Genomic DNA, 12,371 nt, shown 5'->3' on the forward strand with positions numbered 1-12,371 from the left:
GGAAGCTCCGGGAGAAAGACAATGGTTGTAAGCGCCAACAGGCTCGAACTGCTGCAGATCGCCGATGCGGTCGCCCGCGAGAAGTCGATCGACAAGTCGATCGTCATCGCCGCCATGGCCGATGCGATCCAGAAGGCCGCGCGCTCGCGTTATGGCCAGGAGACCAACATCCGCGCCGACATCAACCCGAACACGGGCGAGATGAAGCTGCAGCGCCTGATGGAAGTCGTCGAGAAGGTCGATGACTACGCCACCCAGATCGCGCTGGCCTCGGCACGCGAGCGCAACCCCGATGCCCAGCTCGGCGACTTCATCGCCGAACAGCTGCCGCCCATGGATTTCGGTCGCATCGCCGCCCAGTCGGCCAAGCAGGTCATCGTCCAGAAGGTGCGTGAAGCAGAGCGTGACCGTCAGTATGACGAATACAAGGACCGCATCGGCGAGATCGTCAACGGCACCGTCAAGCGTGTCGAATACGGCAACGTCATCGTCGACCTCGGCCGTGGCGAGGCCATCATCCGCCGCGACGAGCTGATCCCCCGCGAGAACTACAAGTACGGTGACCGCGTCCGCGCCTATGTCTACGACGTGCGCCGCGAACAACGCGGCCCGCAGATCTTCCTGTCGCGTACCCATCCGCAGTTCATGGCGAAGCTGTTCACCATGGAAGTGCCTGAGATCTACGACGGCATCATCGAGATCAAGTCGGTTGCCCGCGACCCCGGTTCGCGCGCCAAGATCGCCGTCATCTCGCGTGACAGCTCGATCGACCCGGTCGGCGCCTGCGTCGGTATGCGCGGTTCGCGCGTCCAGGCCGTCGTCGGCGAGCTCCAGGGCGAGAAGATCGACATCATTCCGTGGTCGCCTTCCGCAGCCTCGTTCATCGTCAATGCCCTGCAGCCGGCTGAAGTCGCCAAGGTCGTTCTCGACGAGGACGCAGAGCGCATCGAAGTCGTGGTTCCCGACGACCAGTTGTCGCTGGCCATCGGCCGCCGCGGCCAGAACGTGCGCCTGGCTTCGCAGCTGACCGGCTGGGACATCGACATCCTCACCGAGCAGGAAGAGTCGGAACGCCGCCAGAAGGAATTCGTCGAGCGTTCGACCCTGTTCATGGAATCGCTCGACGTCGACGAGATGGTCGGCCAGGTGCTGGCTTCCGAGGGCTTCACCTCGGTTGAGGAAGTGGCCTATGTCGATGCTGACGAGATCGCATCGATCGACGGCTTCGACGAAGACACGGCTTCGGAAATCCAGACCCGCGCCCGCGAATACCTCGAAAAGATCGAGGCCGAGCACGACGACAAGCGCAAGACGCTGGGCGTCCAGGATGAGCTGCGCGAGATCCCCGGTATCACCACCGCGATGCTGGTGGCGCTCGGCGAGGACGGCGTGAAGACGGTCGAGGACTTCGCCGGCTACGCCGCCGACGATCTCGTCGGCTGGAAGGAGCGCAAGGACGGAGAGACCAAGTTCTATCCGGGCGTTCTGGCCGATTACGGCGTGTCGCGCGCTGATGCAGAGCAGATGGTCGTTGCCGCCCGCCGCAAGGCAGGCTGGATCACCGAAGACGAAGCGGCTGAAGAAGCCGCCGACGTCGCCGGTGAGTGACGTGGGCGGGGCCGGAGATAGCTTTGGACGACATGAACGATCGCACCTGCATCGTCACGCGCCAGGCCGGCGAAACGGATGATCTGATCCGTTTCGTCGTCGGCCCCGATTCGACTGTTTTTCCCGACATCAAGAGAAAGTTGCCCGGCCGCGGTTGCTGGGTGACGGCCGACCGCCTACATGTCGACAAGGCTGCGGCCAAGGGCATGTTTGCCCGCGCCTTCAAGATGCCTGTCATCGTGCCGCCCGATATGGGCGCCATGGTGGATGCGCTGCTTGCAAAATCGGCGCTCGGCTCCCTCGGGCTTGCCCGCAAGGCCGGTTTGGTGGTGCTCGGCGCCGCCAAGGTCGATGCAAATGTACGTGACGGAAAAGCACTTCTGGTGCTTCACGCTTATGAGGGCGCCGAAGATGGCGTCCGCAAGATCACCCAGGCCCGTAGGGCGACAGTCTATCTGGGCGGGCCTGCCACGCCCGCCTACAAACTTTTTTCCGAAGCGGAATTGGGTTTGGCATTGGGGGCAACAAATGTGATACATGCTGCCGTTCTCGCGGGAGACGCGGGCAAGGCGGTCGTAAAGCGCATGGTTGCGCTTGACCGATATCGGGGCGGATCCCCGGATGATCTGGCAATGATTGCGGCGATTGCCGACGACGATGATGCCGCAGAGGATATGGAATGAGCGATAGCAAATCGGGCGATGACAACACGTTGAGCGTCACTCCGAAGAAGACCTTGACGCTGAAGCGCCCGGGCGCGGAGCAGGGAACGGTGCGCCAGAACTTCTCGCACGGCCGCACGAAGCAGGTCGTCGTCGAGACGAAGAAGCGCAAGTTCTCCATGCCTGGCGAAAAGCACGAGCCTGCGCCGGTCCAGGTGCAGGCCCCGGCTCCCGCGCCGGCGCCTGTCGCGCCGCGGCCGCAGCCTGTTGCGCCCGTGACCGTGGCGCCCGTGGTGCGCGAGACCCCGCGTCCGCAGCCTGAGCGCTCCGGCATGGTGCTGAACGAGTTGTCGCGCGGCGAGATGGAAGCGCGCCGCCGCGCGCTTGAAGGTTCGGTTGTCCGCGAGCAGGAAGAGCGCGCCCGCGCCGCAGAAGATGCGCGCCGCCGCGCCGAGGAAGATGAGCGTCGCCGCAAGGAGCGCGAAGAGTCCGCCCGTCGCCAGGCCGAGGAAGAAGCCCGTCTCAAGACCGAGGCCGAATCCCGCCGTCGCGCCGAGGAAGAGGCTCGCCGTCGCGCGCCCAGCGCCGTGCAGGCCAATGCCGCAGACGAGGAAGAAGACGCCCGTCCGCGCGGCCGTACCGGCGGCACCGCTGGTGCCGGCCGCACTGGCGTCGGCAATGGCGGTGGAGCAGGGATCGGAGCAGGTGCTGGTCCGAGCGCTGCAACGCCGGTGCGTCGCATCGCGACGCCTGAGATTGCACGCCCGGCCAAGACCAAGACCGAAGACGACCGCCGTCGTGGCAAGCTGACGCTCAACACGGCGCTGTCGTCTGTGGATGGCGATGCGCGCTCGCGGTCGTTGTCGGCGATGCGTCGCCGTCAGGAGAAGTTCAAGCGTGCGATGCATCAGGAAACGCGCGAGAAGATCGTGCGTGAGGTTGTTCTCCCTGAGACCATTACCATCCAGGAACTGGCGCAGCGCATGTCCGAGCGCGCTGTCGAGGTCGTCAAGTTCTTCATGAAGCAGGGCCAGATGCTGAAGCCGGGCGACGTCATCGACGCCGATACGGCCGAGCTGGTGGCTGGCGAGTTTGGTCACACGGTCCGCCGCGTTGCCGAGTCCGACATTGAAGAAGGCCTGTTCGACATTGCCGACCGCACCGAGGATCTGGTGTCGCGTCCGCCTGTCGTCACCATCATGGGTCACGTCGATCACGGCAAGACCTCGCTGCTCGACGCCATCCGCAACGCCAATGTCGTGTCGGGCGAAGCCGGTGGCATCACCCAGCACATCGGCGCCTACCAGGTCGAGAAGAATGGTCAGAAGATCACCTTCATCGACACCCCCGGCCACGCCGCCTTCACGGCGATGCGTGCCCGCGGCGCCCAGGCGACCGATATCGCCATCCTGGTGGTTGCGGCTGACGACAGTGTGATGCCGCAGACGATCGAGTCCATCAACCACGCCAAGGCGGCTGGTGTTCCGATCATTGTGGCGATCAACAAGATCGACAAGCCGTCGGCTGACGCCCAGAAGGTGCGCACCGAGCTGCTGCGCCACGAGGTCTTCGTGGAATCGATGGGCGGTGAAGTGCTCGACGTCGAGGTTTCGGCCAAGAACGGCACCAATCTCGACAAGCTGCTCGAGGCCATCCTGCTTCAGGCCGAAGTGCTCGACCTGAAGTCCAACCCCGACCGTACGGCCGAGGGCGTGGTCATCGAGGCCAAGCTCGACAAGGGTCGCGGTCCGGTTGCGACCGTCCTCGTCCAGACCGGTACCCTGATGCCGGGCGACATCCTCGTCGCTGGCAACCAATGGGGCCGTGTCCGCGCGCTGGTCGACGACCGCGGTACACATGTCGAGGAGGCTCCGCCTTCCATGCCCGTCGAGATTCTCGGCCTTCAGGGCACGCCTCAGGCTGGTGACCGCTTTGCCGTGGTCAACAACGAAGCCCGTGCCCGCGAGATCACCGAGTACCGTCAGCGTCTGGCGCGTGACAAGGCTGTGGCCAAGCACGCAACCCAGCGCGGCTCGCTCGAGCAGATGATGTCGCAGCTGCAGTCGTCCGGTCTCAAGGAGTTCCCGCTGATCATCAAGGGCGACGTGCAGGGTTCGGTCGAAGCGATCGTTACCGCGCTCGACAAGCTCGGCACCGACGAGGTGCGTGCGCGTATCGTTCATGCTGGCGCAGGCGCCATCACCGAAAGCGACGTCACGCTCGCCGAAACGTCGGGTGCGGCGATCATCGGCTTCAACGTCCGCGCCAATGCACAGGCGCGTCACGCCGCTGAGCAACAGGGTATCGAGATCCGCTACTACAATATCATCTACAGCCTTGTGGATGACGTTAAGGATGCGATGTCGGGCCTGCTGTCGCCGGAACGCCGCGAGACCTTCATCGGCAATGCCGAGATCCTCGAAGTGTTCCACATCACCAAGGTCGGCAAGGTTGCGGGCTGCCGCATCACCGAAGGCAAGGTCGAACGCGGTGCGGGCGTCCGCCTCATCCGCGACAACGTGGTCATCCACGAAGGCACGCTCAAGACGCTCAAGCGCTTCAAGGACGAAGTCTCCGAAGTGCCGGTCGGCCAGGAATGCGGTATGGCCTTCCAGAACTACGAAGACATGCGCCAGGGCGATGTCATCGAGTGCTTCCGCGTCGAGATGGTGACCAGAAGGCTGTAAGGAATCGCGATGATCGAAACTCCAGCATTGGATAAACTGGAGTTTCGATACGTCTTCTCGGTGCGGGACGACGAGTTCGCCTACAAACTGTTCGATAGAAAGAAGCGTCGGCGAACACTTATGAGCGCCGTGCGTTTCCTTGGGGTGGCGGTTTTAGGGGCTTTCGTTGCCGCGGTTGCCGCCGTAAGTGCTTTGAATCTGGTGCTTCCGTTCGCGCTTGCGGTTTCGCTAGGTGCACTATTTTGCAGCCTGTATCTGCTTCTCCAGGCTATTGGACGGCGGACGAAAGTTGAGCCATTCGAGCCCATCGAGATTGTTACATCTATCTCGGAGCAGGGTGTCTCTAACAGGACGCCTTACGTGTCAGAGGAAGTGGCCTGGATCGCTGTGCGTCGAATATACTGTCTCAAGTATGGGATAGTGTTTGAGGCGATCAACACACGCTGGTATGTGCCGCAAAGCGCCTTCGGATCCTTGGGTGAAATGCACGCAGCATATCACAAGGTTCGAGCATACAAAGATCTATACATGCGGCCTGTCGCCTGAAGATGGGGCAGACGGGAGGTTCGATACCTCCAAAGTAAGCGAAGAAGTTACAATGAATAAAAAAGTTACTACAGGCCCGTCACAGCGCCAGCTTCGCGTCGGCGAGCAGGTGCGTCATGCGCTGTCCGAAATGCTGCCGCGCGGCGAGATCATCGATCCGGTGATCGAGACCACTGTCATTTCGATCACCGAGGTGCGCATGTCGCCCGACCTCAAGATCGCCACAGCCTTCGTGTCGCCGCTCGGCGCCAAGGACCCCAATGCGGTCATCGAGGCCCTCAACAAATACGCCAAGTTCATCCGTGGCCGTGTTTCATTCGCTCTCAGGCAGATGAAATACATGCCGGAATTCCGTTTCCGGCTGGACACCAGTTACGACAATTTCGCCAAGATCAACGATCTGCTGCGCTCGCCCGAAGTGGCGCGCGACCTCGACGGCGAAGAAGACAAGGAAGACTGACATGTCGCGTCGCGGCAAGAAGAAAGGCCGGCCCGTCTCCGGCTGGTTGGTGCTGGACAAACCTGTGGGCATGGGCTCCACCGAGGCGGTGTCCAAGGTGAAGTGGCTGTTTAATGCCGAGAAGGCCGGCCATGCCGGCACACTTGACCCGCTCGCTTCCGGCATGTTGCCGATCGCGCTCGGCGAAGCCACCAAGACCGTGCCTTATGTCATGGACGGCGCCAAGGTCTATCGTTTCACCGTCGCCTGGGGCGAAGAGCGATCGACCGACGACCTCGAGGGGCCAGTGACAAAGACCTCGGACAACCGTCCTGATGAAGCCGACATCCGCGCCATCATGCCGAACTACACCGGCGTCATCATGCAGACGCCGCCGCAATTCTCGGCGATCAAGATCGCCGGCGAACGCGCCTACGATCTTGCCCGCGAAGGCGCGACCGTCGACATTCCGGCACGCGAGATCGAGATCGGCCGACTCGACATCGTCGAGAACAGCGCCGACAGCACCGTTTTCGAGATCGAATGCGGCAAGGGCACCTATGTGCGCTCGCTGGCCCGTGACATGGGGCGCGACCTCGGCTGCTACGGCCACATCTCTGAGTTGCGCCGCATCGAGGTCGAGCCGTTCACCGCGGACGATTTCGTCACCATAGCCGAACTGGAAGCCGCGCGTGCTGCCGGCCAGCCGGAGGGCGAAGAGGGCCGCTGGGATTTCCAGGCGATCGACGAATTCGTGGTCGATACCTCGGCCGCGCTCGACTGCCTGCCGCAGGTCAACGTCACCGACGAGGCCGCGACCAAGATAAGGCTCGGCAATCCCGTCATCGTGCGTGGCCGCGATGCGCCGCTGGAAGCCGAGGAAGCCTGCGCCCTGTCCCGCGGCCGCCTGGTCGCCATCGGCGCCATCGAGCAGGGCATGTTCAAGCCCAAGCGTGTCTTCACGGCATAGGTCGAGCTTGTCGGTCGCATCCATTTCCGAAAGGATCGCTCGTGGTGATTCCGCGAGCGAGATGCGATGGCAGAGGCTGAAACTGTCGTGAAACGTGGGCATAGGCATATCAGACGGGCGCCAGTGGGCGCTTCGCCCGGCACGCTTATCGCCGACCCCGCGGCGCGCCAGTCGGCGCTCAACCTGACGCTGATCTCCCCGGAAGCCTGCGAGTTTGTCGACAATGCCAGCCTCGACGATGTCGCTGCTGCCTGCGAGCAGTGGCCGCTGATCTGGCTCGACTGCGTCGGCCTCGCCAATGTCGGCCTGATCGAGGATATCGGCCGGATATTTGGGTTGCACACGCTGGCGCTGGAGGACGTGGTCAACACCGGCCAGCGGCCCAAGGCCGAGTTTTTCGACGAGCATGCCTTCTTCGTGCTGTCGATGATCGACGACGCCAAGACTGGCCGCTACGAGCAGATCTCGTTCTTCTTCGGCGACAAATTCGTGGTCACATTCCAGGAGCGCCAGGGCGACCCGTTCGAGCCGGTGCGCCGGCGCATCCGTACGTCGAACCCGAGCCGCCTGCGTCACCGCAAGGCTGACTACCTCGCTTATGCGCTGATCGATGCCGTGGTCGACAGCTACTTTCCGATCGTCGATGCCACCGGCGACAAGGTTGACGCCATCGAAGACGAATTGCTGGCCGCCCCCAGGAAGCACCACATCAGCCAACTGCACGGGCTGCGCCGGGCGACAAATCTGCTCAAGCGCACGATCTGGCCGCTGCGCGACGCGCTGACGACGCTGGTACGCGCGGATGCCTCCTTCATCTCGGCCGAGACCAAGGTCTATTTCAACGACACGCTCGATCATTCGATCAGGCTTTCAGAAACGGTTGAATCTCAGCGCGAGACGATGATCGGCCTGATCGAGATGCATCTGTCGCTGTCGCAGGCCCGTACCAACGAGATCATCGGTGTCCTGACCATCGTTTCGGCGATCTTCATCCCGCTCACCTTCCTTGCCGGCATCTGGGGGATGAACTTCGAGAACATGCCGGAACTGAAGTCGGTCTACGGCTATCCGGCGGCACTCAGCTTCATGGCGTTCGTCGCGATTACGCTGGTGGTCATTTTCAAGCGGCGCGGGTGGCTTTGAAGGACGCCCCGGAGCCGGCTTGCGAAATAGCTGGCTTTTGCTGCCAAATTCCACTATATGCGCCGCAACATTGCGCCTTTTGACGCTTTGTTCATCGGCCCCAGCTGGACGACATCCCGGCCGTGGGCGTCCCGTTTCCTCAAGATCGAAAGGAAAAACACGATGTCGATCACTGCCGAGCGCAAGTCGGAACTCATGAGCGAATTCGCAACCGTCAAGGGCGATACCGGTTCTCCGGAAGTCCAGGTTGCCATCCTCTCCGAGCGCATCAAGAACCTGACCGAGCACTTCAAGGACCACAAGAAGGACAACCACTCCCGTCGTGGTCTTCTGGCGCTCGTCTCCCAGCGTCGTTCGCTGCTTGACTACCTCAAGCGCAAGGACGACGCACGTTATCAGACGCTGATCGAAAAGCTCGGTCTCCGCCGCTGATGAATTGACCGGCGGGTTCCTGTTCAGGGAGCCCGCCGGTCGTGCATTCGGGCTGCCGATCCGGCGGTCCATCGGTCCGGCCAGGCCACAGGGCATGGTCGCACCGAAAACGGTTCCGGAGCGCCATGATGACGCGCCCGAACCACCCGTGGACGGTCATGGGGCAGGATTGCAGGACGTTCGGCCAGCCGCTTATCAGCGGCAAGCATGGGTGCCGAGCTTCTTGTTGTCTTGCCCGTGGCTGGCCAAACCGAAGCAGGCGCGCAACCCCAGGGAAGGCCACATGGCTTTCCGGGACCTCGCGTCAAACAGCCAGGGAAAGGGGCGCCGCAAGCGGTGTCTGGCCTTTCCCGCTACGAAGGACAGAACATGTTCAATCACCACAAAGTTGAAATCGAATGGGGCGGCCGTCCGCTCATCCTCGAGACCGGCAAGATCGCCCGCCAGGCTGACGCTGCCGTTCTCGCCACCTACGGCGAAACCGTTGTTCTCGCCACCGTCGTCTCGGCCAAGGAGCCGAAGCCGGGCTTCGATTTCTTCCCGCTGACCGTCAATTACCAGGAAAAGACCTACGCCGCTGGCAAGATCCCGGGTGGCTACTTCAAGCGTGAAGGACGTCCGAGCGAGAAGGAGACCCTGGTCTCCCGCCTGATCGACCGCCCGATCCGTCCGCTGTTCGCCGACGGCTACAAGAACGACACCCAGATCGTCGTCACCGTCGTCCAGCACGACCTCGAGAACGATCCCGACATCCTGTCGATCGTTGCCACCTCGGCAGCGCTGACGCTCTCGGGCGTGCCCTTCATGGGCCCGATCGGCGGCGCCCGCGTCGGCTACATCAACGGCGAATACGTGCTCAACCCGCACATCGACGAGATGCGGGAATCCAAGCTCGACCTCGTTGTCGCCGGCACCGACGCTGCCGTGCTGATGGTCGAGTCGGAAGCCCAGGAGCTGGCTGAAGACGTCATGCTCGGCGCCGTCATGTTTGGCCACAAGGGCTTCCAGCCGGTCATCGATGCCATCATCAAGCTGGCCGAAGTGGCTGCCAAGGACCCGCGCGATTTCACCGCGCCCGACTATTCCGATCTCGAAGCCGAGATGCTGAAGATCGTCGAGGGCGAGCTGCGCGACGCCTACAAGATCACCGACAAGCAGGCCCGCTACGCCGCGGTCGACGCGGTCAAGGCCAAGGTCAAGGCTGCTTTCGCCGCTGAAGGCGAAGAAGCTCCGAAGTGGTCGGCCGACAAGGTCGCCACCGTGTTCAAGGAACTCCAGGCCAAGATCGTGCGCTGGAACATCCTCGACACCGGTTCGCGCATCGACGGCCGTGACCTGTCGACGGTCCGCGCGATCGTCTCCGAAGTCGGCGTCCTGCCGCGCACCCACGGTTCGTCGCTGTTCACCCGCGGCGAGACCCAGGCGCTGGTCGTTGCCACGCTCGGCACCGGCGAAGACGAGCAGTATGTCGACTCGCTGACCGGCATGTACAAGGAGAAGTTCCTCCTCCACTACAACTTCCCGCCCTACTCGGTCGGTGAGACCGGCCGCATGGGTTCGCCCGGCCGTCGCGAAATCGGCCACGGCAAGCTCGCTTGGCGCGCTGTCCGCCCGATGCTGCCGGCCGCCGAGCAGTTCCCCTACACGCTGCGCGTCGTCTCCGAGATCACCGAGTCGAACGGCTCGTCGTCGATGGCCACCGTCTGCGGCACCTCGCTGGCGCTGATGGATGCCGGCGTTCCGCTGCAGAAGCCGGTTGCCGGCATCGCCATGGGCCTGATCAAGGAAGGTGAGCGTTTCGCTGTCCTGTCCGACATCCTGGGCGACGAGGATCACCTCGGCGACATGGACTTCAAGGTGGCCGGCACGACCAACGGCATCACCGCGCTGCAGATGGACATCAAGATCGACGGTATCACCGAAGAGATCATGAACATCGCGCTCGGCCAGGCCAAGGACGGCCGCCTGCACATCCTCGGCGAAATGTCGAAGGCTCTGTCGGAAGGCCGCAAGGAACTGGGCGAGTTCGCTCCGCGCATCGAGGTCATGCACATCCCGACCGACAAGATCCGTGAAGTCATCGGCTCGGGCGGCAAGGTCATCCGCGAGATCGTCGAGAAGACCGGCGCCAAGATCAACATCGAGGACGACGGCACGGTCAAGATCGCTTCATCGAACGCCAAGGAGATCGAGGCGGCCAAGAAGTGGATCCACACCATCGTGGCTGAGCCGGAAGTCGGCGAAATCTACGAAGGCACGGTCGTCAAGACCGCTGACTTCGGCGCCTTCGTGAACTTCTTCGGCCCGCGCGACGGCCTCGTCCACATCTCGCAGCTTGCCAACGACCGCGTTGCCAAGACCTCTGACGTGGTCAAGGAAGGCGACAAGGTCTGGGTCAAGCTGATGGGCTTCGATGAGCGCGGCAAGGTCCGCCTGTCGATGAAGGTCGTCGACCAGGAGACCGGCAAGGAAATTGCCAAGGAAAAGAAGGCCGAAGGCGAAGAAACCGCCGCCTGATAGGCTGAACTGCTGATATGAAGCGGGCGTGACCGGAAGGTCGCGCCCGTTTTCGTTTTGAGGCGGCCGGACGGAGTGCGGTTTGCGGGCTAGGCGTTTCTTCGCGCCCGCCTCTGGCTTGCCGGCCATCTCCCTCGCAAGGGAAGATCAGGAACTCCGGCGTTGGCGGTCCTTTGCCAATTGCCACGTTGGATATTGGCGAAATGGCCGGCAGGCCAGGGGGGCGCGGAGAAATACGATGTGTAAGGATTGGCCATGTCGCGCGATGCACTGAAAACCCTGTTCTATCCATTCGAAGCCGAGGCCCTGTCATTGCCGGGGAAGGGGACGCGGGCGCTGTTTCTCGGTGCAGAGCCGGGCTTCAGGTTGCCTGAAGGTTTCGGTGCCGAACTCACGCTGGTGCAGGGCTTCCGGCCCCATTTCGTTTCGCTGCAATCCGCCGGCCACCATGTCGTGCAGCGCGCCGAAGGCGAAGGCTACGACCTGGCGCTGGTGCTTGCCGGCCGCCATCGCGGCCTCAACGAACTGCGCATCGCCGACGCCATCGAGCGGACAGGCGAGGGCGGTACGATCGTCATCGCCGGAGGCAAGGAGGACGGCATTGCCAGCCTGCGCAAGCGGCTGGGCGGCCTTATCGAGATCGTCGATCACCTGCCTAAATACCACGGCACGGTACTGTGGCTCCGCCGCGACGAGGTCGCGCTTGCTGCCGCGGCGGCGCTGCGCGCCGACAACCCCGAAACGCTGGTCGAGGACCGGTTCCGCACAGCACCGGGTATGTTCTCCTTCGACCGCGTCGACACCGGCTCGCGCCTGCTGGTCGAGCATCTGCCTGATGACATCAAGGGTAAGGTCGCCGACTTCTGCTCCGGCTGGGGCTATGTCGCGGCCGAAGTTGCAGCTCGGGCCAAGGAACTCAAGGCTCTCGAACTTTTCGAGGCCGATTTCGACGCCCTGGAGGCGTCCAGGAGCAATGTCCGGACGGCGCTGGTGGAACCTCGCTTCCACTGGCAGGACCTGCTCAAGGAGCCGGTGGAGCGGCGCTTCGACATGGTGGTGATGAATCCGCCCTTCCACCAGGATCGCGAAGGCGACCCGGAGGTCGGCCAGCGCCTGATCCGCGCCGCATCCGCCGCCCTCAAGCCCGGCGGCCGGCTGCTGATGGTCGCCAACCGCCATCTGCCCTACCAGCCGGTGCTGGCGGCGTCATTCGCCTGGCATCAGGAATTGGCGCTCGACGGTGGTTTCAGGATCTGGGCCGCACGGCGCTGATCGGCGTGCCATCCTCGTTATCGGTCGGATACCGCGAGCGGTTTCGGAAAGGGTGAGGTGCTTGCAATAGGAAGGGCGCGTCCGGCAGGACGCAT

At 63.1% G+C, this 12,371-nt stretch carries 10 protein-coding genes; all 10 read left to right on the forward strand.

From position 1 onward, the window contains the following. Positions 1-21 precede the first annotated feature (21 nt). The 10 genes from nusA to B015_RS0103155 all read left to right on the forward strand — a co-directional run bounded on the left by nusA (position 22) and on the right by B015_RS0103155 (position 12,276). Positions 22-1,608 carry a transcription termination factor NusA gene (gene nusA / locus B015_RS0103110; protein WP_018426199.1) on the forward strand — a complete coding sequence of 529 codons (1,587 nt, stop codon included), beginning with the start codon at positions 22-24 and terminating at the stop codon, positions 1,606-1,608. A 32-nt stretch (positions 1,609-1,640) separates the two neighbouring features. Further along, positions 1,641-2,291 (forward strand): RNA-binding protein, encoded by a 651-nt coding sequence (locus B015_RS0103115; RefSeq protein ID WP_018426200.1) that lies wholly within the window; start codon positions 1,641-1,643, stop codon positions 2,289-2,291. Next, on the forward strand, positions 2,288-4,957 hold the full coding sequence (infB, locus tag B015_RS0103120; RefSeq protein ID WP_018426201.1) for a translation initiation factor IF-2: 2,670 nt from the start codon (positions 2,288-2,290) through the stop codon (positions 4,955-4,957). The genes B015_RS0103115 and infB overlap by 4 nt, the downstream gene beginning before the upstream one ends. 9 nt (positions 4,958-4,966) lie before the next feature. After that, on the forward strand, positions 4,967-5,503 hold the full coding sequence (locus B015_RS0103125) for a hypothetical protein (protein WP_018426202.1): 537 nt from the start codon (positions 4,967-4,969) through the stop codon (positions 5,501-5,503). A gap of 52 nt (positions 5,504-5,555) precedes the next feature. After that, positions 5,556-5,963 (forward strand): 30S ribosome-binding factor RbfA, encoded by a 408-nt coding sequence (gene rbfA / locus B015_RS0103130; RefSeq protein ID WP_026226826.1) that lies wholly within the window; start codon positions 5,556-5,558, stop codon positions 5,961-5,963. Between the two features lies 1 nt (position 5,964). Beyond that, positions 5,965-6,912 (forward strand): tRNA pseudouridine(55) synthase TruB, encoded by a 948-nt coding sequence (gene truB / locus B015_RS0103135; protein ID WP_018426204.1) that lies wholly within the window; start codon positions 5,965-5,967, stop codon positions 6,910-6,912. A 123-nt stretch (positions 6,913-7,035) separates the two neighbouring features. Beyond that, positions 7,036-8,055: a magnesium/cobalt transporter CorA gene (corA, locus tag B015_RS0103140; protein ID WP_018426205.1), complete on the forward strand. Its 1,020-nt coding sequence runs from the start codon at positions 7,036-7,038 to the stop codon at positions 8,053-8,055. Positions 8,056-8,217: 162 nt separating this feature from the next. After that, on the forward strand, positions 8,218-8,487 hold the full coding sequence (rpsO, locus tag B015_RS0103145) for a 30S ribosomal protein S15 (RefSeq protein WP_026226828.1): 270 nt from the start codon (positions 8,218-8,220) through the stop codon (positions 8,485-8,487). A gap of 369 nt (positions 8,488-8,856) precedes the next feature. Next, entirely contained in the window at positions 8,857-11,004 is a 2,148-nt protein-coding gene (gene pnp / locus B015_RS0103150; protein ID WP_018426207.1) for a polyribonucleotide nucleotidyltransferase, read from the forward strand. A 255-nt stretch (positions 11,005-11,259) separates the two neighbouring features. Continuing rightward, positions 11,260-12,276, forward strand: a complete 1,017-nt coding sequence (locus B015_RS0103155) for a class I SAM-dependent methyltransferase (protein ID WP_018426208.1) — start codon at positions 11,260-11,262, stop codon at positions 12,274-12,276. Positions 12,277-12,371: the final 95 nt, after the last annotated feature.

It is taken from the genome of Hoeflea sp. 108 (assembly GCF_000372965.1).
Taxonomy (GTDB): domain Bacteria; phylum Pseudomonadota; class Alphaproteobacteria; order Rhizobiales; family Rhizobiaceae; genus Aminobacter.